The organism is Winogradskyella schleiferi, from assembly GCF_013394655.1.
Classification (GTDB): Bacteria; Bacteroidota; Bacteroidia; order Flavobacteriales; family Flavobacteriaceae; genus Winogradskyella; species Winogradskyella schleiferi.
Window position 1 is genome coordinate 4,399,958 of the sequence record NZ_CP053351.1, and the last position, 19,992, is coordinate 4,419,949.

Below are 19,992 nucleotides of genomic sequence, written 5' to 3' on the forward strand. Positions count from 1 at the left end.
ATGAAAGCCATACCATACGGAAGACAAAATATAACCGACGAGGACATTAAAGTTGTTATTGAAACTTTAAAGTCCGATTATTTAACTCAAGGGCCAAAAATAGCAGAGTTCGAAGCTAAATTTGCACAATATGTTGGGAGTAAATATGCCGTTGCATTGGCTAACGGAACAGCAGCCTTACATCTTTGTACCATGGCTTTAGGTGTTAAAGAAGGTGATAAAGTAATTACAACACCTATAACTTTTGCCGCTTCGGCAAATTGTGTGAGGTATTGTGGAGGCGAGGTTGTGTTTTCTGATATAGATCCTGAAACGTATCTATTGGATATCAATAAGGTTAGAACCCTTTTAGAAAATGCACCAAAAGGAACCTATAAAGGTATTATTCCGGTTGATTTTGCTGGTAGAGCAAATGATTTAGAAGCGTTTAGAGCCTTAGCAGATGATTATAATCTTTGGATTATTGAAGATGCCTGTCATGCACCAGGTGGTCATTTTATTAATAGTAAAAATGAAACGCAACTATGCGGAAATGGAAACTATGCAGATTTAGCTATTTTTTCTTTTCATCCTGTTAAACATATAGCTTCAGGAGAAGGCGGAATGATTACCACAAACGATAAAGCACTTTACGAGAAACTACTGCAATTACGAACCCATGGCATTATAAAAAATAATGACGCCTACACAAATTCAATTGAATTAGCAGGCGGAATAGAAGACTATCCAGGTTGGTATATGGAAATGCAAGACTTAGGGTACAACTATCGTATTACAGATTTTCAAGCGGCCTTAGGTTCTAGTCAATTGACGAGAGCAAATGAAGGCATTAAAAGAAGAAGAGCAATTGCTTCAACTTATTTTAGTGCATTTAAAGATGAATCTTTTATAAAAGGACAATCGCGTTTAGTTGATGGCCATGCCTATCATCTTTATGTGATTGAAGTTGAAGACCGATTAGGCCTATATAATCATCTTAGAAGTAAAAACATATACGCCCAGATTCATTATATCCCTTGCCATTTAATGCCTTATTATAAACAATTTGGATGGAAAGAAGGTGATTTTCCACATTCGGAAAACTATTATAAACGCTGTATTAGTCTACCAATGTATCCAACACTTACAGATGTAGAACAAGACTATGTCATAAAGGAAATTAATTTATTTTATAGTGAAAAACATTGATTTTGAGTCCGAACGTTTAATTTACAAGAGGGTTTCAGCAGAACATGTGACTGATGCTTATGTCAATTGGATGAACGATCCTGAAGTAAATATGTACCTAGAAACAGGTGGAAATTACACTTTAAATCTACTAAAAGCTTATGTAGAAGAACAATTTAAAAAGGACATCTATTTTTGGGCGATACATCTAAAAGATTCTAAAAAGCATATTGGAAATATAAAGATTGATCCTATTGATTTAAAAGCTAATTCTGGCGAATATGGTATTTTAATGGGTGATAAAATGAATTGGGGAAAAGGTTATGCGAAGGAAGCATCTCTGGCCATCATAAATTATTGCTTCGATGTCATAAATCTAGACAAAATAACACTTGGCGTAGTAGAAGATAATTCCAATGCTGTTTTACTCTATAAAAAAATAGGTTTTAAAATTGATGCGATTATCGAAGGAACAAAACCATATAATAACAAAATAAGTAACTCACTAAGAATGTCATTACATGCCCAAAACTAATAGTCATAAATTTATTCTTGGAACCGTTCAAATGGGATTGAATTATGGCATCAATAATTCGAAAGGCAAAGTGTCCCTGAAGGATAGTCTCGACATCTTGGAATATGCTTATGATAATGGTATTAAGATTCTAGATTCGGCTGAAGCTTATGGTAATGCTCACGAAATTATAGGAACGTTTCACAAATCGCAACCATCCAAATTGTTTGAAGTCATTACTAAATTACCACATCATTTCGATTCTGGCATTGAGGAAAGGGTTACTACATACTTAAGTGAATTGCAAGTTACTCAATTGCACGCTTTACTATTTCATAGTTTTGTCAGTTATCAGAAGAATATCAAAAATTTTGAAGCTTTATTAAAGTTGAAAGCAGATCATAAAATTAAACACATCGGTGTTTCGGTATACAATAACGAAGAAATTGAATCGGTTATTTTAAACGATCATGTAGATATTATTCAAATTCCTTTCAACTTATTAGATAACGCTGCATTACGTGGAAGCATACTAGAAAAAGCAAAATCAAGAGGTAAAATTATTCATACTAGGTCTGCTTTCCTGCAAGGTTTATTTTTTAAAGCTATAGATTCTGAAAATAATACCGTAAAGCAGTTAACTAAGGAGTTAAAGCAATTAAACCATATAAAAGAACAGAACGAAATCTCAATGGCACAGTTGGCTTTAAATTATTGTTTACAACAACAGGCTATAGATAATGTTTTAATTGGTGTAGATGCTAAAGCACAATTAGCAGATAATTTAAATGCTATTAATTATACTATTTTACCAGAAGTGATTAAAGAAATAGATACTATTAAAGTTAAAAATTTAGACCTATTAAATCCTTCTTTATGGGCATAAAAACAGTTTTAATAACACAAGCAAGAACAGGCAGTACACGCTTACCTGGTAAAGTGTTGAAAGAAGTTAATGGTAAAACATTGCTTCAAATACATCTCGAACGTTTAAAAAAGTGTGCTAAAGTTTCAAAAATAATTGTCGCTACAACTGTTGAAGAAGCGGATAAAATTATATATGATAATGCCAAGAAATGGGGTTATGAAGTTTCAAGAGGTTCCGAAAGTGATGTATTGGATCGATTTTATCAAACTTTAAAGACTGAAAACGCAGACTGGATTGTTCGTGTAACTTCAGATTGTCCACTATTGGATCCTTCATTAGTGGATGATATTATCACTTATGCGCACGCCAACGATTTGGATTATATTTCTAATGGTTTGGTTGAAACTTTTCCTGATGGACAAGATGTAGAAGTGTTTAAATTTTCTGCTCTAGAAATCGCTTGGAAAAATTCTAAGTTAAAATCGGAACGTGAGCATGTGACACCATACATTAGAAATAATGCGGACGGAAAAGGAGAAAAAATTTTTACAACGATTAACTTTCCTTCTGAAAAGGATTATTCTCACATACGAATGACTGTAGATGAGCCTAGAGATTTTGATTTGATAGAACACCTCATTCAAAAATTAGGAACAGAAAAGACCTGGTTAGAATATACAGACTATATTATAGCTCAAAATCTCACGAAGTTGAATGCTGGAATCATTAGAAACGAAGGATTTTTAAAATCCTTGAAAAAAGATTAAAAATGGGAAAAGGACAAGACTTATATTTAAAAGCTAAAGGCTTAATTCCTGGTGGCACTATGTTACTATCTAAACGGCCAGAAATGTTTCTGCCAGACCATTGGCCTTCATATTTTTCTAAATCTAAAGGCTGTACAGTTTGGGATTTAGATGGCAATGAGTTGTTAGACATGTCCATAATGGGTATAGGCACCAACACACTTGGCTATGGTAATGATGAGGTAGATGCTGCGGTTATTGAAACCGTTAAGAAAGGAAACATGAGTACGCTAAATTGCCCGGAAGAGGTGTATTTAGCCGAAAAGCTAATGGAAATTAATCCTTGGGCAGATATGGTAAGATTTGCACGGAGTGGTGGCGAAGCCAATTCAATTGCCATTAGGATAGCTCGTGCTGCTTCAGGAAAAGATAATGTAGCCATATGTGGTTATCATGGATGGCACGATTGGTATTTATCTGCAAATCACAATGGCGGAGATGATTTAAAAGCACATTTGTTGCCAGGTTTAAGCCCTAAAGGGGTTCCAAAACATCTAAAGAATTCGGTATTTCCTTTTCATTATAACAACTATGAAGAGCTTTTAGATGTGGTTGAAAAGAATAACATTGGGGTAATAAAAATGGAAGTGATGCGAAATTTTGGACCTGAAGATAATTTTCTTCAAAAGGTAAGGGATTTAGCAACTGAAAAAAAAATTGTTTTAATTTTTGATGAGTGTTCTTCTGGTTTTAGGGAAACTTATGGAGGCATTTTCAAAAAGTTTGATGTGATACCAGATATGGTAATGTTTGGCAAAACCATAGGCAATGGTTATGCCTTAACTGCAGTTGTGGGTAAAAAATCAGTAATGGAAGCAGCACAATCTACGTTTATTAGTAGTACATTTTGGACCGAACGTATTGGACCAACAGCGGCATTCGCCACATTAAAAGTTATGGAACGCGAAAAATCATGGGAAACAATTACAGAAACAGGAGCTAAAATGCAGAAAGGCTGGCAAGACCTAGCTAATTCTCATGGGTTAGACATCACAGTTTCTGGAATATCCGCAATGACGACTTACGGTTTTAATAGCGAAAACGCAGCGATTTACAAAACATTTATCACACAAGAAATGCTTAAAAAAGGATTCTTGGCAAGTACAAATTTTTATGCCTGTACCGCACATACAGATGCACATCTAAATTCTTATTTTGAAGCTTTAGATGGTATTTATGACACTATTGCTAAATGCGAAGCTGGCACTTTGGATGCGAGCACGTTATTAGAAGGTCCTGTATGTCACAGTGGTTTTAAAAGATTGAATTAATAAGAGATGAGTTTTACTTACCATGTTTTAAATAAGCAGCGATTCTCTAGTGGAAACCATTCCATTGTTCCTATAAGAATGGAGGATCGATATGTAATTAGAGAATGGCGTAACGAACAAATGTTTCATTTGAGACAAAGCAAGCTTTTAAGTGAAGAAGACCAAGACAACTATTTTAATACGATTGTTAAAAATCTATTTTCCCAAGAGCAACCCGATCAAATCTTATTTTCTTATTTAGAAAATGATGAATGCATTGGTTATGGTGGCTTGGTTCATATTAATTGGATTGATAAAAATGCTGAAATATCTTTTTTAATGAAGACAGATATAAAGGGCAAAAACTATGAATCCCATATGATAAAATTTATGAGTCTTATTGATGAGGTCGCTTATAAAACACTTGATTTTCATAAGTTGTTTACCTATGCTTTTGATGTGAGACCAGAAATTTACCAAATATTAGAAAAGAGTGGCTTCCGTAAAGAAGCAACTTTAAAAGAGCATTGTCATTTTAATGGGAAATTTATTGATGTCATAATTCATTCTAAGTTTAAGTCGTATTAATACTAACTTATAATTTTATAAAACATGTTAAATTTTAGAGACGCAGTTGAGAGTGATTGTGACCTTTATTATAAATGGGCAAATGATGCATTGGTTAGAAAAAACTCGTTAAATACGGATTTTATTAGTTTAGAAGATCATATCAAATGGTTTAAAAATAAAATTCAAAACCCAGATGTCATAATGTATGTTTTTAGTAATGAGGATGGTCTACCTGTTGGACAGGTGATTATTGAGCTAAAAAATGATTGGGTTTCTATAGGTCAGTCCGTTGCAAAGGAACATAGAGGTAAAAAATACAGTTCAGAATTACTGACTAAATCCACCAATGATTATTTGGCGCGATTTCCAGAGCGCACAATTGTTAGTGTTGTAAAAGCAACAAATATCCCGTCTCTTAAAATGTCTATAAATAGCGGTTTAAATGTTTTGGAAAAAGATAGTGAAAATGAAAGTGTTTTAGTCCTAAAAGGGTTTCAGCAAAGTGATGAAGATTTTATAAAGAAAGCTAAAAAATATTATAACTTAATTTAAATATTCACCTAAATACTGTTATGGAGATTAACCCAGTACTAGATATAATAAAAGAAAGAGTATTCATTATTGCTGAGCTTTCAGCCAATCACAATGGGTCTTTAGATACCGCGATTGAAACTATAAAAGCAGCGAAAAGAGCTGGAGCAGACTGTATTAAATTACAAACCTACACAGCAGATACAATGACTATTGATTCTAGAAAACCTGGATTCACGATAGAAGGAACAATTTGGGACGGTAAAAATCTATATGAATTATACCAAGAAGCATCCACACCATGGGAATGGCACGAAACGTTGTTCAAAACCGCAAAGAAAGAAGGCTTAATTTGTTTTTCTTCGCCTTTTGATAAATCTGCGGTTGATTTTTTAGAAAGTCTCCATGTACCAGCCTATAAAATTGCTTCTTTCGAAATTACCGATATTCCATTAATTGAATATGTAGCATCCAAAGGCAAACCTGTAATTATTTCTACTGGTATTGCCTCAACTCAAGACATAGAATTAGCTTTAAGTGCTTGCAAAAGAATGGGTAACTATAATATTGCAGTTTTAAAATGCACGTCTAGTTATCCAGCACCAATAGAAGAGGCAAATATGATAATGGTTAAAGATATTGCTGAAAGATATAATGTTATAAGTGGACTTTCAGACCATACAATTGGTAACACAGCACCTATTGTAGCCACTTGTTTTGGGGCAAAAATAATTGAAAAACATTTTATTTTAGATCGTTCTGTTGGTGGCCCAGACGCGTCTTTCTCAATGAATGAAGAAGAGTTCAAAAATATGGTTAATGCCGTTAGGGAAGTAGAAAAAGCAATAGGCTCAGTAGATTACAACCTTACTGAAAAACAAAAAAAGGGAAGAGATTTTAGCAGATCGATATATGTAGTTAATGATATAAAAGAAGGCGAAATATTAACTGAGGAAAATATTAAAAGTATACGTCCTGGTTATGGAATGCATCCTAAATATTATAAAGAAATTCTCGGAAGAAAGGCTTCCAAGAATTTAGAAAAAGGGGATCCTATGAGTTTTAACGCTATTGCAAAATAATGAGCAAACTCTTAAACATTATAAAAACAGCGTTAAAGAATAAGGTTGTACTATTTATATTTAGTCGCTATGGGACTTACCTTATTCATTTTATCAATTCACTTTTTATTGCCGTTTATCTAGGGCCTTATTATTTAGGTATTTGGGGATTTATTACCTTAGTTACTTCATACATGAACCATTTAAGTTTTGGTATTGCAGATTCCGTAACAGCTATTATCTCTGTAAATAAGGATAAAGAAGCTTATGTCCAAAAGGTTATTAGTTCTGCGCTTACAATGCTCTTAGCACTTTCTGTTATAGCTATTTTATTATTTTCTGTAAATGCGGTTTTTAAATTAGATCTTGGTAATAAATACAATTTTTCGACCTACGCACCCGTAGTTGTTTTGATAGGTGTCTTAGGTTACTTTAATACGCTTTTCAATCATGTTTTCAGGGTTTACGGTAAATTATTTGAAATTGCGTTTAGCCAAACTGTTTTTCCAATTTTAATGTTGCTTGCTATTATACTTTTTAGAAATAAAGAGTTGTTATGGGCAATGGTATTTGCAAATTTCTTAGCCTTTTTATTGGGATTTATCTTGTACCTTATTAAAATGCCAGTTAAAATAAAGCCTATTTTTAATTACGATTTATTTAAAACTATACAAATAAAAGGATGGCACTTATTCGTTTATAATACGTCTTTCTTTTTTATTGTGATCTCTACACGCACACTTGTGAGTGGTTTTTATAGTGTAGAAGAGTTTGGTTATTTTACCTTTGCTTTTTCCCTTGCAAATGTTATGCTATTATTGCTTCAATCTTTGGCATATTTAATTTACCCAAAAATGTTAAATCGATTTGCAGCATCCAACCATGATCAAAATACGGAACTCTTAAAAAAACTTAGGGACGCTTATGTCACAACGTCGCATTTGCTTATTCATATCGCTATGTTAATTTTCCCGGTGTTTTTGTTATTATTTCCTCAGTATATTAAAGCTTCAGAAGCATTTAAATTAATAGCCTTATCCGTATTGTTATACACAAATTCTTTTGGCTATTCTGGTCTTTTGGTTGCTAAAGGGTTTGAAAAAAGACTAGGAAAACTTTCATTTACTGCGCTCATTATTAATTTAATTGCCGCTTTAGTTTTAATAAAGTTTTTCCAAGTACCTTTTACATTAGTGGTTTTGGCAACAATGATTAGTTACTTTTTCTATGTGTATATGGTTGGAAGAAAAGGAAGAAAGATGCTAGAATTAGACACATCTGTCATTGCTGTTGTTAAAGATATTTATCCATTACGATTGTTAATCCCGTATGTATTGAGTTTAGTCTTAATTCTATTTGCGGTACCAGATCATTATTTAATTCTTTCATTAGTTTTATTTTTAATTCTCAATCTGAAAGTGTTATTGAATTTGAAGAGTATTGTAAAATCAATTATTCTCAATCCAAAATTTATTAATATTTAAAAAAGGCTTAAATCATGTTCGGAAGAAGAGAGGAGGTTACCATGTCGGTAATAAATTTGGTGGATAATTACAGGAGAGATCTTAAATACTATCTTAAATTTTTATTTAGTAAAGATTTGAGGAAAGAATTAAATAGAACTAAAGAGTTACAAAATGTACATAAAGGTAAAAGGTGTTTTATAGTTGGTAATGGTCCATCCTTAAAACATCATAACTTAAATCATTTGACTAATGAGTTTGTATTTACAGTAAATTACATGATGAAGAGTAATGATTTTAAAACACTAAATTCAAATTATCACTTATTCTTTGATCCTATTGTTTTTGGATTAGACCCAAAAGTTGAAGAGGATAAAGAGAAAATTGATATGATTGATAGTACTTTAAAATCAAATCCGGATATGACCTACATTATTCCCTACCGTCGTAGAGCAAATTTTATAAAATTATTTCCAAAGCATAAATTTAAATTTATCTATAATTATAAAACATTCACCCCACAATTAAAAAACCCGTCTCAGCTTCATCGAATTACTCCAGGATTTCAGAACGTAATTATTTATGCTATAAACTCAGCTATTTATATGGGATTTAAAGAAATCTATTTAATAGGTGTAGATATGACAGGGTTCTTAGAGCACTTTGAATACAATAAAGTCAATAATCAATGGGGACATTCTTACACTAAAACGGAAGAGGAAATAGCATTAATTTTAGAAACCCTTAAAAAGAAGAATATTGATAACGAGTTTTACTTAAAAACGTACGGCAAAACATTAGAGCACTTAAAATTAATGTTCTCAAATGCAACTGAAAATGGCGTAAAGCTTATGAATGCTTCAAATCATGGTGCTATCGATTTCTTACCACGTGTGGAATACGATGCGTTATTTTCCGATAATAGTCAAATAACCAATTAAGTTTAATGAAAGCCATAATTCATAAAGACAATTATTTAAGTCACCTCATAGGTTTGACACTTGTTCTTATGGCGATAAGTGATATTTTGCAATCTAAAGAAGTCATACTCGTTAGTGCATTATTATCATTTGGCATTTTTGTATTATGTTTTCCGATGAAGGAGCGATTTTGGTTTTCGGAAGCTATGATTTTTGTGGTTTTCTTAATCGTAATGTCACTCATAAATCTCTTTTTCACCGAAAACGGACTAGGTGGGTCAATTACTTTAATGGGTAATTTGCTCTTAGCCTATGTCTTTATTTTATTAGAAAATAAAAACTTGACTTTTTGGGTTGTTTTATCATATGCAATTACCATAGGTTTCATAGCTTATAAATTATTTATTTTAAATGCAGATCCTAATGAGATTTATGAAAGTTTAAGTAGAAACCACGCTGGTTTCGTTGTTGTATTTTGGACAGGATTTTTATTGTTTTATTTAAAAATCACCTATAATCTTTACCTATTAATTTTCCCAATCTTTGGACTAATACTTTCATTTTTCTTGTTCGGAAGGACAAGTTTAATTGTAAGTGCTCTATTAGTGCTATTGGTTTTCTTTTATAAATTCAGGAAAAACAGGGTTATACAATTTCTATTAGTCTCAGCACTAGTTGTCGCTTGTTATTACCTATTTCTCGACTTTGGGGATAAACTAACATCTGACACCAATTTAGGAGCGGGTTTGGACACGCCACGCTGGGAGTTGTGGAGAATTTATTTTGAACACATTAATTTTGTGAATTTATTTACAGGAGTGGATGTTTCTGTTTTACCTATGTACGACCAATTTAGTGGAAATCCTCATAATTCCTTTATTAAATTTCATTCTAGAGCTGGTATTGGTAGTATTGTTTTTATCATTTTATTTGTCGTTTCTATTTTCAAATACATTAAATATAGGCATTATTATATATTATGGCTTCTTTTACTTTTAACAATAAGAGCTTCATTTGACGGCGACATGTTTGTTGGGAATTTCGACTTCATCTTTTTTATCATGACTTTTTATTGGATTAAAACAGATTAATATGACTATAGATTTCTCTATAATAACAGTGGCCTACAATAGCGAAAAAACTATTGAACGTACTATTAAATCAGTTTTGAATCAATCTTTTGAAAACTATGAATATATTATTATAGATGGTAATTCAAATGATAAAACCAACGCTATTATAATTCAATATAAAGAAAAATTCAAAGGAGGTATAATACATGTTTCTGAACCAGATAAAGGGATTTATGATGCCATGAATAAAGGTATTGCATTAGCAAAAGGTAAGGTAATAGGACTGTTAAATTCTGATGATTATTATTATCATAACACCTTGGACATGGTTTATGATGCTTTTCAAAAAACAGACCAAAAATCAGTTTTAACAGGAGAACTCATATTTAAAAGCGAAACGACAGAACAGTTATTAAGAACAAGTAAAGCGCGATTTCTACAGAAAACAAAGCATTATAAAAATGGTGTTAGGCATCCTGCAACCTTTGTTCCTAAAGTTATTTATGACGATGTCGGATTGTTTAACTTAAATTATAAAATAGCATCAGATGCGGAACTGATGTATAGAATTTATAAAGCGGAATACGAGTTTGTATTTATAAACAAACCTTTGCTGGTTATGTGCGATGGAGGCGCTTCAAATACCAAAGGGCTTTATAAGCAGCTTGTGCATGAGAATAGATTGTTTTTAAAAACCTATTGCCCAAATATTTTTTTAAGATTCTTTTATATCACTTCTGCGAAATTAAGATTAGCAACTAAAGAGGTTATGGCCAATCTTGTATCTATATATAGAAAAATCGAAAATCAATAAGTCAATCTAAAAAATGAAAAAAATAATTTTCCTTACTAACTATAAAAATATTATTCCGCAACGGAGTAATGAGATAGAAGGGTTAAAATTAAATATTATTTCAGACGTATTAGAGGCAGAAGGTTTTCGTTGTGAAGAAATGAGAATTAACGAATTTGTTTTACAATTAAATGAGCAAGAAAGTATTGATGGTGTTTATTTCTTTTATACCAGCAGTCAATATCCTATTTATAAGAGTTATATTCTAGATATTCTACTTCAAATTAAATTAAGAGGAGGGATCTTAATCCCTGAGTTGAGACATTTTATATCGCATGAGAATAAAAACTTTCAAGAACTTGAGAAAGTCAGATTAGGAATTAATAGTCCTTATGGTGTTCCCTTTGGGACCTACGAAGAAGGTCTAGAGGCTTTGAGTAATACGTCATATCCTGTGGTAATAAAGAAAGCAACAGGATTTAGGAGTAGAAATGTAAAGCTTGCAAATGACACAAAGGAAGGAAAACAAATACTTTCTAAACTTTTAGAACGAAATTTAATATTTAACAGAGATAGCCTTTACTATCTTTATAGAAGATTTAAGAATAAAAAGCATTACCCAAAGCGGTTCGGAAAGATTATCATTCAAGAGTTTCTACCCAATCTTACTCACGATTGGAAAATTCTTGTCTTTGGAAATTGTTGTATCGGAGGGAAGCGTTTTGTTAAAAAAAATGATTTTAGGGCTTCTGGGAGTAAGTTATATTCACTAGAACAAGACCCACCAGATAGCGTTTTGAGTTTTGCATTGAGAAACAAACAGATTTTAGAATGTCCCAATATATCTATGGATATTTCAGAAAATCAAGGAGATATACAATTATTGGAGTACCAAACCATGCATTTTTCCTTATTAGCTTGGAAATCTATTCACTATTTTGAATTTGAGGATGGTAGTTGGAAAAAGAAATTAATAACTAATGAGCTCGAGTATTATATGGGACTTGGAATCAATGAACATATAAAGAGCTTAGAGAATAATTCAATTTAGCTTATGAGAAAAATAATATTTCTTACTAATTATAAAAATATTATTCCGCAGCGAAATCACGAGATAGAGGGTTTAAATTTAAAGCTCTTCTCAGAAGTCTTCCGGGCAAACGATTTTCATTGTGAGGAAATAACGATTAACACATTTATAGAGCAATCTCAAGAGCAAGAAAATATAGAAGGCGTTTATTTCTTTTACACAAGCAGTCAATACCCAATATATAAAAGCTTTATTCTCGATATCCTTATTCAAATAACATTGAGAGGTGGAATATTAGTACCTGAGATTAGACACTTTCTGGCTCATGAAAACAAAAATTTTCAAGAGCTCGAAAAAGTAAGGATTGGTATTAGAAGTCCATATGGAATACCAATTGGAACCTATGACGAAGGTGTTGAAACACTCAAAAAAGTATCGTATCCAGCTGTCATAAAAAAGTACACGGGATTTCGCAGTAGAAATGTAAAACTTGCAAATAATATTGAAGAAGGCAAAAAAATACTATCAAAAATGTTGGAAAACAACTTTCAACTTAGTCTTGATGGCCTTTATTACATTTATAGACGGTTTAAGAATAAAAAACATTACCCTAAAAAATTCGGAAAATTAATTATTCAAGAATTCATACCAGACCTAACTCATGATTGGAAAATATTAGTGTTAGGCGATAAATGCCTTGGTGGCAAACGCTATGTGAGAAAAAATGACTTTAGAGCTTCAGGAAGTAAGCTATATGAAATGGAAGAAGATCCACCAGAAAACGTACTAAGCTTTGCATTAAAATGTAAGCAGCAGTTAAATTGTCCTAACGTTTCTTTAGATATTTCTGAAAAGAATGGGGATTTACAATTGTTAGAATACCAAACAATGCACTTTGCAATATTAGGAGGAGATCCGGATTACTATTTTCAAAAAGAAGAAGAAATTTGGCATAAACGAGAAATAACTCAAGACATAGAATACTATATGGGAATTGGTATGGTTGATTATATAAAGAATATCGAATAAACATCAAATATTGAATTAATCAAACAATTAGGATTAATAAAAAAGAAATTAAAAGCCTATGTTTAATTTTAATGAATTTATAAAGCAAATTGCCTCTAAATCCCTTTTTGGAACACTGTTGTATGCGAAAACAAGAGCAGTATATGAGAAATTTATGATGCATAGATTTACAGATCATGCCTATATAAAACACACTTATAAAAAGAGATTTGGTCACCCAATTAACCTAAAAAACCCTCAAACATATACTGAAAAGTTACAATGGTTGAAGTTGTTTTACAGAAATGATAGTATGCCCATTGTTACGGATAAATATGAAGTGCACAACTATTTAACTAATTTGGGGTATGAGCATTTACTCAACGATGTCATTGGTGTATATACCAATGCAGATGATATTGATTTTGACATATTGCCAAAATCTTTTGTGGCTAAAGCAACTCATGGCTGTAGCTCTAATTTAATATGTAAAGATAAAAATGAGTTAGATTGGAGTAAGTGGCAAAACATCATGAATTCTTGGTTAAAATTAAATGTTTATGCATTAGGGAGAGAGTGGAACTATAAAGACATTAAGCCTAGAATCATAATAGAAAAACTGATTGAACATCAACCGCTCATTGATTATAAATTTATGTGCTTTAATGGAGAACCAAAATATATACAAATCAATAATGATTTAGACGGAGTTCACTATGTGGATTTTTATGATATTGATTGGAATCGGGTTGATTTTACGTATAATAAATTCAAAAAGTCCAATCACGTTTTACCTATTCCTCCACAATTTGAAGAAATGAAAAGGCTTGCAACAAAACTAAGCGCTCCATTTCCTTATGTAAGAGTTGATTTTTACAACCCACCCGGTAAAATTCTTTTTGGGGAGTTAACATTTTTCCCAGGTAGTGGTTTACTTCCGCTTATTCCAGTAAAAAATAATTACGATCTTTTATTGGGTTCACAGCTAAAACTGCCCAAAGCAAACCATAATTTGCTTTTACTGAACAAGTAAGCCCAAAACACGACACATTTTTACCACAACACTGCCACAACATTTCGTGAGAAGGGTTGAATCTTCTGCAATTATATGAATTTATTTTAAGTGATCAATAAATTCGTATATCGATAGAATTTGCTGTTTATAACCCAAAAAGCGCAATTAATCCCAATAATATGTAACTGGCTGAAAACGAAATAATTTCAAAATATGCTGTATTTAATTTGTATGGGTTGAATCTACTTAAACCACTTGTTTTTGGACTAACTTATCAACGTCAAAGTAAGTTTAATTAATCCCTTAATTCCCTCTTGTTATGATATCAGTAATTATGTCCGTTTACAATGCCGAGAAGTATTTAAAAGAGGCCGTTGATAGTATTTTAAACCAAACGTATCAAGATTTTGAGTTTATAATTTTCAACGACTGTTCAACAGATAAGTCAACGACTATTTTAAAACAGTATGAAGAGAACCACCCAAAAATTAAAGTTATATATAACACAGAAAATTTAGGCCTCACTAAAAATTTAAATAGCGCAATTGCTATTGCAAATGGAGACTATATTGCAAGGATGGATGCTGATGATGTATCAAAACCGAATAGGTTCGAAAATCAGATGGCTTTTTTGACAAAACATACACATATAGATATTTTAGGAACTTTTTCCAATGATATAGATGAAAACGGTAAAATTAAGCGAACGCGCACCGTACCTGTGAGACATAGCGATATCATTGCAATGTTACCAAAGTTTAGTCCCATATCTCACCCGACAGTAATATTTAAAAAAGCGAGTTTGGCTAAAATAGGATTTTACAATCCTAAATACAGAACGTCTCAGGATTTAGAAATGTGGTTTAGAGCAGCAAGTGCAGGTTTAATATTTCATAATATTCCTGACTACTTATTTGAGTATAGAGTTGATACGACGTTTTTATCAAGAAAAAACTTTCAATTTAGATGTAACGATTGTAAACTAAGATTGGAAGGTTACAAACGCATTAAATTGCCTTGGTACAAATATATTTATGCATTTATTCCATTGGCATTGGGAATGGTGCCTAATTCTATCTATATGCAATTAAGAAGATTGGATCCTAGATAATTTTATTTCGTGTTCTATTCTGAAGTATTAATTTGTTAAATAGGTTTTTCCAACCCATCATTACGTTTTTCGCATTTTACAAGAAGAATTAGTAAAAAACAAAATCAATCATACATTGAGAGCTTGTTATGCTGAGTTTAAAAAAAGAAACCCCATAATTCTTTTATAGAAGATTCTCAGGTAATTATATATAATGTAAATATAAAACTACCACAATTATACTTGTTTAAAATTAGTATTTAACGCAGCCTGGTCAACTTCAGAAAGATTAAAGTCGGTTAAGACTTTTACATTCATATGTTTTAAAGTCTCAATATCTTCTGTGTTATAATTAGAATTTTCCCAACGGCTTACAGCATAAGCTCTAGTTTTTAAATATTCAATATAGTCTTCGGTATATTTGTCATCTACACCAAAGCCCATAAACAATGCTAGTCTAGGAGATATTGACTTCTTTTTTAAAAAATTGGGTAATCGTTTTGTTATACCAGGATGAAAAGAATGGTTTGGGAATAGAGAAATAATGTCTGTATTAGGAGAATGTGTTGTGGTAAGTTTCCAAATAATAACATCTCCAACTTCACTTTTCACATTAATTATCTTTCCCTTCTCAATACTCTGTTGTAAATGTGATTCAGTCCTAAGACACAGGCCTTTGGAGTGTTTAGAGTGATCTTGTAAATAAATTCCGAGCCTAAGTAGCGAATAGTCTTTATCCTTAAACTCTAGACTTTCTTTATTGTCCCGATCTCTTGAGTCTTTATGAAATCCACTAAGAGAGGTGTTATAAGATAAGGTGCTATCACCAAAGTAAATTAGATTATTATGACCCGTAGATTCTTTATAAATATTAATTATACGCTTATCCGTAATAATTTTTGAAAGAAATTTAGCTGACAGTAAATCGCCTTTATGATTTTTGTCTTTCTCCGCATATTCTCTAAATGTTTCAATCTCTTGGTTACTGAATACATTTTTGATAACCATCCATCCGTACTTATCGATTTGTTCTTTTTTTGTCATAATAATTTCATTTATCATATTAATTCACTCTACAGATTATTATCTAAAAACTCTTTTCCATAAAGATTTTTTTACACTACCATTATCATAGCCCAATTTGTTGTAATCGATAGCGTTCATTAGTATGTTCATGTTAGGTAAGCGATTACTTTCATATAATGTTTTTGGTACGTTCAGAAGTCTTTCAGTTAAATAATTTACTCTTACAACGTATAAAAATAAATCAGCATGGTCGGCTTGCATTAAAGTATCAGAATCCGTATTAACAGCAGGTGTTTCAACTATGACATAATCGTAATTGTTTTTACCATAATTTATTAGTTCTTCAAAACGATCGCTATTAAGTACCTCGGATGATTTTCCAATTTTTTCACCAGCATCAATAATATCAAAATTTTGATCTTTGTATTGTGTTATAACGTCAATGGCTTTTAAGTTTTTATCCGTTAAAAAATGAAACAAGCCATTTTCTGATTTCAATTTAAGATAATTTGAAATTTTAGGGTTTCTAATATTGGCTTCAATTAATAAAACTTTTTTGTTTAGTAATGCGAATGAAGTTGCCAAATTAGTAGAAATAAATGTTTTCCCTTCTTCACAAATAGTAGATGTTACGAATATGGTATGCCTGTTTTTATTTCCACCAGAAAGCTGATGGATAATATTTGTCCGCAATAGTCGAAATGACTCTACAATATGATCATTTTTTTTAGTGCCGAAAGAAATGATTCCTTTTTTAGTATTCGCTTTCGGAATATCACCAATTAATGGTGCGTTGACATTGCTTTTGATATCGTCATAGGTGTTTATCTTATTGTTAAATAATGCTTTTAGCATAATTATAAAAGCTGGTATAAGAAAACCTAATAGTAAACTTGTTATTAACACTATAGTTTTTCTAGGTGCAACTGGGACACTACTTCCGTATGCTTTATCAATTATTATGGCATATGGTGCAGATACTGCTGCGGAAATTGAGTTCTCCTCTCGTTTTTGTAACAAATAGAGGTATAAAGTTTCAATAATTTCTTGCTGCCTTGTAATAACTTTTATTTCTCTTTCTTTTTTTGGAGTCGAATAAATTTGGGAGTTTAATTTTTCCTCTTGTCGCCTCGCTTCGTTTAATGTAATTCTCAAAGATGAGCGTTGATTTATTAAACTGCGATCTATGCTTTCCCGTAAACTCTTAATTTGATCGTTCAAATTAAGAACAATCGGGTTTTCGCTATTTGCACCTTTCAATATTCTATTTCTATCTAATAATAAGTTGTTATATTTTATGGCATTTTGATTCATATTATCATCGAGCATTCCTAAATTATCAGGAATTAAATCATCCTTATTAGTCGACATATAATCAATTAGATAGTCTATTAATTTTATTTGTGAATTTAATTCAGCTATTTGCTTGGTGAGTGAGGCATTTGATGCTAACGTAATATTTGATTCGTAATCTATATTGCTGAGTTGATTTTCGGATTTATAGGTTTCAACACCTTGATCCAAACCTGTTAATTCCGCAGAAACATCATCTATTCTGCTGTTTAGAAATTCGTTGGTGTTTTTTGCTATAAGATTTTTATAATTGATTGCATCTTGGTTGTAATACCAAACTAAGCTATCTAATACTTCTATGGCTTTTTGTTTAATAGGATCTTGTAACTTGAGTATTAGCAGATTAGATTTTGGATTCTCAGCAGTTATTTCAATTCGTTTTTTAAATGCAATGGCAACTTCCTCTAACGGACTTATTTTTATTAGTATTTCCGACTGTTCCTTATTCTCTATTTGATTAGGTGTGACTATAATATCACCAAAATCCCAAGACATTTTCTCGCCAAAACCACCTGTACTAATTTTATTGCCATTACTATCAAAAAGTTCGTACTTATTGTCAGAAATTGATTTTATAGTAAAGGATGAATTTAAATTATTTAAGCCTTGATCATTTAATAAAAAATGAATTTTAAAAGGCATTTGGTCTTTATAAATTTCTTTAGTAACCAATCCGTTTTTTACAAAATATCTGATGTTGAGACCCAAGTCTTTAACGACTCTTTCAATAATAGATTTTGATTTTAAGATGCCTATTTCCGTATCGATAGAAGTTTTAGGACCTGCAAACAAACCTAAATCTTGGAACACAGAAATCTCGGAAGTTGAACCTCCATCGTTATCTTCATCATTTATTAAAATGGTTGACGACACCTCGTATTCGTATGTCGCGAATTTTAAATAAGCAAAGGCTAGAGCCAAAGCTAAGGCAACTCCTATTAAAAAGAATTTCCAATAATAGCTATACTTTTTAATGGTATCCCTAAGATCAATTCTATCTCTTTGAGAGAAGTCGTCTAGGCTATCTATATTTTTTCTCATAATATTTACCTAATGATAATAGCAGCAATAGAAATTAAAACAGATACAATCGATACAATAATATAAGAGTTTGGTCCTACAGAAGACGAGTTAACTCTGGTTTTGTTCGATTCTACGTAGATAACGTCATTTTGAGCCAGATAGTAATTAGGAGAATTAAAAAACGCTCTGTCGGTAAGGTCAATAGTTGTCAAAGTTCGTTTTCCGTTTTGCTCACGAATTAAGGTCACGGATTTACGCTTTCCATAAATGGTTAAGTCTCCCGCAAGGGCTATTGCTTCAATTATAGTAATTCTTTCATTTGTTATTGTATATGTACCTGGCGAACGTACTTCACCTAAAACAGAGACTTTAAAATTAACAAATCGTATATTAATAATAGGATTATTTAAATATGGGAGCAGTTTTTTGTTTAGTTCCGCTGTAACTTGTTGAATAGTAAGGCCTGCTACTTTAATTTCTCCAAGCGAAGGAAAATTAATTTCACCACTAGCATTAACCAAATAGGGCAGAGGTCTAGCAACACCATTACCTTGGGTTTCGTATAGGTTATAAGGAAGAGCCGCTTCAGGTTCTGCAGATGATACGTTAATATTTAGAATATCACCAAATTGAATTGTTGGCTCATAATTAGTAAAATTTTCATTTATTTCTACGCCTTCTGTCTTTTGAAAATAATCTATTTTTCTAGAGGATGCACATCCCATTAATGATGTGATGACAATAAGAATTATAAATTGATTTGTAGATTTGCATTCAATTATTTTCGTTAGATTAAAATTCATTGTTTACATTTATTTGAAGTAATTGTTTATCAATTTTTAAACATTAAAAAAAGCTACTTATAATATTTGTTTTTTAGGTTTAAAACTTATTAAACTTAACGCTTTTTAAAATTGACAAATAGATCATAAAGTTAAACTATTTTATCACAAACTCTGTTAAAAAAACCTCGTATAATATGGCTAATTGGCTCAATATTTATTAATTAACTATACAAAAACCATACAGTTTTATTTTTAGCTTAAAATCAGAATTTTATTACCATTTATAAGAGCTTTGGTTTTAAGGTTAAATTGGTGTTCGGATTTGATAAATGCTTCGATCTTATAGTTCTTAAAACAATAAATCTAAAACAGATAAGGTTTGAAGAAGGTTTCTCTAGTTTGATTGTATTTAATAAAGTCATAATTATGTTGTGATACTCCAATTCTATCGTTTTTCAAAAACTCCTTAAATCCTTTATTTGCTATCAAGATTTTGGACTCTAGTTTTACAAATATCTAAAACTAAGTGGCTTTTTTTGACTTGAAAATTCATGTCTGAGGCACGTAAGAAAGTGGTTATTACTTTTAGAAATTGAGGATGTTTTGTAATAAATTCAATATTAAATCAGCAATCTTCTCCTAGTTG

Annotated in this window: 19 protein-coding genes; 16 read left to right on the top strand and 3 right to left on the bottom strand. The window is 31.4% G+C overall.

Features of this window, described 5'->3' with window-relative positions:
- The 16 genes from pseC (at position 1) to HM990_RS19125 (ending at position 15,180) form a co-directional block, all read left to right on the top strand.
- On the top strand, positions 1-1,188 hold the full coding sequence (pseC, locus tag HM990_RS19055; RefSeq protein WP_178991503.1) for a UDP-4-amino-4,6-dideoxy-N-acetyl-beta-L-altrosamine transaminase: 1,188 nt from the start codon (positions 1-3) through the stop codon (positions 1,186-1,188).
- Positions 1,175-1,702: a GNAT family N-acetyltransferase gene (locus HM990_RS19060; protein WP_178991505.1), complete on the top strand. Its 528-nt coding sequence runs from the start codon at positions 1,175-1,177 to the stop codon at positions 1,700-1,702. The genes pseC and HM990_RS19060 overlap by 14 nt, the downstream gene beginning before the upstream one ends.
- Positions 1,689-2,567: an aldo/keto reductase gene (locus HM990_RS19065; RefSeq protein ID WP_178991507.1), complete on the top strand. Its 879-nt coding sequence runs from the start codon at positions 1,689-1,691 to the stop codon at positions 2,565-2,567. Before HM990_RS19060 ends, HM990_RS19065 begins: the two co-directional genes overlap by 14 nt.
- A complete protein-coding gene (locus HM990_RS19905; protein WP_229719320.1) occupies positions 2,558-3,316 on the top strand; it encodes a cytidylyltransferase domain-containing protein in 759 nt (252 codons plus the stop codon). Before HM990_RS19065 ends, HM990_RS19905 begins: the two co-directional genes overlap by 10 nt.
- A gap of 2 nt (positions 3,317-3,318) precedes the next feature.
- A complete protein-coding gene (locus HM990_RS19910) occupies positions 3,319-4,626 on the top strand; it encodes an aminotransferase class III-fold pyridoxal phosphate-dependent enzyme (protein ID WP_229719321.1) in 1,308 nt (435 codons plus the stop codon).
- Positions 4,627-4,632: 6 nt separating this feature from the next.
- Positions 4,633-5,193 carry a GNAT family N-acetyltransferase gene (locus tag HM990_RS19075; protein WP_178991509.1) on the top strand — a complete coding sequence of 187 codons (561 nt, stop codon included), beginning with the start codon at positions 4,633-4,635 and terminating at the stop codon, positions 5,191-5,193.
- 24 nt (positions 5,194-5,217) lie between these two features.
- The gene (locus tag HM990_RS19080; RefSeq protein WP_178991511.1) at positions 5,218-5,727 is read left to right on the top strand and encodes a GNAT family N-acetyltransferase; all 510 of its coding nucleotides are present in this window, start codon (positions 5,218-5,220) and stop codon (positions 5,725-5,727) included.
- 20 nt (positions 5,728-5,747) lie between these two features.
- Positions 5,748-6,788, top strand: coding sequence for a pseudaminic acid synthase (pseI, locus tag HM990_RS19085; protein ID WP_178991513.1), 1,041 nt, complete (start codon positions 5,748-5,750; stop codon positions 6,786-6,788).
- Complete coding sequence (locus HM990_RS19090; RefSeq protein WP_178991515.1) at positions 6,788-8,251, top strand: oligosaccharide flippase family protein; 1,464 nt, start codon at positions 6,788-6,790, stop codon at positions 8,249-8,251. The genes pseI and HM990_RS19090 overlap by 1 nt, the downstream gene beginning before the upstream one ends.
- Before the next feature lie 14 nt (positions 8,252-8,265).
- Positions 8,266-9,171, top strand: coding sequence for a 6-hydroxymethylpterin diphosphokinase MptE-like protein (locus HM990_RS19095; protein WP_178991517.1), 906 nt, complete (start codon positions 8,266-8,268; stop codon positions 9,169-9,171).
- Between the two features lie 5 nt (positions 9,172-9,176).
- Positions 9,177-10,241, top strand: a complete 1,065-nt coding sequence (locus tag HM990_RS19100) for a hypothetical protein (protein WP_178991519.1) — start codon at positions 9,177-9,179, stop codon at positions 10,239-10,241.
- Position 10,242: 1 nt separating this feature from the next.
- Positions 10,243-11,037, top strand: a complete 795-nt coding sequence (locus HM990_RS19105; RefSeq protein ID WP_178991521.1) for a glycosyltransferase family 2 protein — start codon at positions 10,243-10,245, stop codon at positions 11,035-11,037.
- A 13-nt stretch (positions 11,038-11,050) separates the two neighbouring features.
- Positions 11,051-12,067: an ATP-grasp domain-containing protein gene (locus tag HM990_RS19110; RefSeq protein ID WP_178991523.1), complete on the top strand. Its 1,017-nt coding sequence runs from the start codon at positions 11,051-11,053 to the stop codon at positions 12,065-12,067.
- A gap of 3 nt (positions 12,068-12,070) precedes the next feature.
- Complete coding sequence (locus tag HM990_RS19115) at positions 12,071-13,075, top strand: ATP-grasp domain-containing protein (RefSeq protein ID WP_178991525.1); 1,005 nt, start codon at positions 12,071-12,073, stop codon at positions 13,073-13,075.
- Positions 13,076-13,133: 58 nt separating this feature from the next.
- The gene (locus tag HM990_RS19120; protein WP_178991527.1) at positions 13,134-14,087 is read left to right on the top strand and encodes an ATP-grasp fold amidoligase family protein; all 954 of its coding nucleotides are present in this window, start codon (positions 13,134-13,136) and stop codon (positions 14,085-14,087) included.
- A 301-nt stretch (positions 14,088-14,388) separates the two neighbouring features.
- Positions 14,389-15,180, top strand: a complete 792-nt coding sequence (locus HM990_RS19125; protein WP_178991529.1) for a glycosyltransferase — start codon at positions 14,389-14,391, stop codon at positions 15,178-15,180.
- Positions 15,181-15,396: 216 nt separating this feature from the next.
- Here the strand turns inward: HM990_RS19125 and HM990_RS19130 are convergent, their stop codons facing one another.
- From HM990_RS19130 to HM990_RS19140, 3 genes are read right to left on the bottom strand one after another with little or no spacing between them, the layout of a single operon-like run.
- On the bottom strand, positions 15,397-16,203 hold the full coding sequence (locus HM990_RS19130) for a hypothetical protein (protein ID WP_178991531.1): 807 nt from the start codon (positions 16,201-16,203) through the stop codon (positions 15,397-15,399).
- A gap of 39 nt (positions 16,204-16,242) precedes the next feature.
- Positions 16,243-18,579, bottom strand: a complete 2,337-nt coding sequence (locus HM990_RS19135; protein ID WP_178991533.1) for a GumC family protein — start codon at positions 18,577-18,579, stop codon at positions 16,243-16,245.
- 5 nt (positions 18,580-18,584) lie between these two features.
- Entirely contained in the window at positions 18,585-19,364 is a 780-nt protein-coding gene (locus HM990_RS19140) for a polysaccharide biosynthesis/export family protein (RefSeq protein WP_178991535.1), read from the bottom strand.
- Between the last annotated feature and the right edge of the window lie 628 nt (positions 19,365-19,992).

Bases quoted from the DNA above. Each gene is read 5' to 3' on its own strand.
- pseC (WP_178991503.1), top strand. From the start codon at position 1: ATGAAAGCCATACCATACGGAAGACAAAATATAACCGACGAGGACATT.
- HM990_RS19065 (WP_178991507.1), top strand. From the start codon at position 1,689: ATGCCCAAAACTAATAGTCATAAATTTATTCTTGGAACCGTTCAAATG.
- HM990_RS19905 (WP_229719320.1), top strand. From the start codon at position 2,558: ATGGGCATAAAAACAGTTTTAATAACACAAGCAAGAACAGGCAGTACA.
- HM990_RS19910 (WP_229719321.1), top strand. From the start codon at position 3,319: ATGGGAAAAGGACAAGACTTATATTTAAAAGCTAAAGGCTTAATTCCT.
- HM990_RS19075 (WP_178991509.1), top strand. From the start codon at position 4,633: ATGAGTTTTACTTACCATGTTTTAAATAAGCAGCGATTCTCTAGTGGA.
- HM990_RS19080 (WP_178991511.1), top strand. From the start codon at position 5,218: ATGTTAAATTTTAGAGACGCAGTTGAGAGTGATTGTGACCTTTATTAT.
- pseI (WP_178991513.1), top strand. From the start codon at position 5,748: ATGGAGATTAACCCAGTACTAGATATAATAAAAGAAAGAGTATTCATT.
- HM990_RS19090 (WP_178991515.1), top strand. From the start codon at position 6,788: ATGAGCAAACTCTTAAACATTATAAAAACAGCGTTAAAGAATAAGGTT.
- HM990_RS19095 (WP_178991517.1), top strand. From the start codon at position 8,266: ATGTTCGGAAGAAGAGAGGAGGTTACCATGTCGGTAATAAATTTGGTG.
- HM990_RS19100 (WP_178991519.1), top strand. From the start codon at position 9,177: ATGAAAGCCATAATTCATAAAGACAATTATTTAAGTCACCTCATAGGT.
- HM990_RS19105 (WP_178991521.1), top strand. From the start codon at position 10,243: ATGACTATAGATTTCTCTATAATAACAGTGGCCTACAATAGCGAAAAA.
- HM990_RS19110 (WP_178991523.1), top strand. From the start codon at position 11,051: ATGAAAAAAATAATTTTCCTTACTAACTATAAAAATATTATTCCGCAA.
- HM990_RS19115 (WP_178991525.1), top strand. From the start codon at position 12,071: ATGAGAAAAATAATATTTCTTACTAATTATAAAAATATTATTCCGCAG.
- HM990_RS19120 (WP_178991527.1), top strand. From the start codon at position 13,134: ATGTTTAATTTTAATGAATTTATAAAGCAAATTGCCTCTAAATCCCTT.
- HM990_RS19125 (WP_178991529.1), top strand. From the start codon at position 14,389: ATGATATCAGTAATTATGTCCGTTTACAATGCCGAGAAGTATTTAAAA.
- HM990_RS19130 (WP_178991531.1), bottom strand. From the start codon at position 16,203: ATGACAAAAAAAGAACAAATCGATAAGTACGGATGGATGGTTATCAAA.
- HM990_RS19135 (WP_178991533.1), bottom strand. From the start codon at position 18,579: ATGAGAAAAAATATAGATAGCCTAGACGACTTCTCTCAAAGAGATAGA.
- HM990_RS19140 (WP_178991535.1), bottom strand. From the start codon at position 19,364: ATGAATTTTAATCTAACGAAAATAATTGAATGCAAATCTACAAATCAA.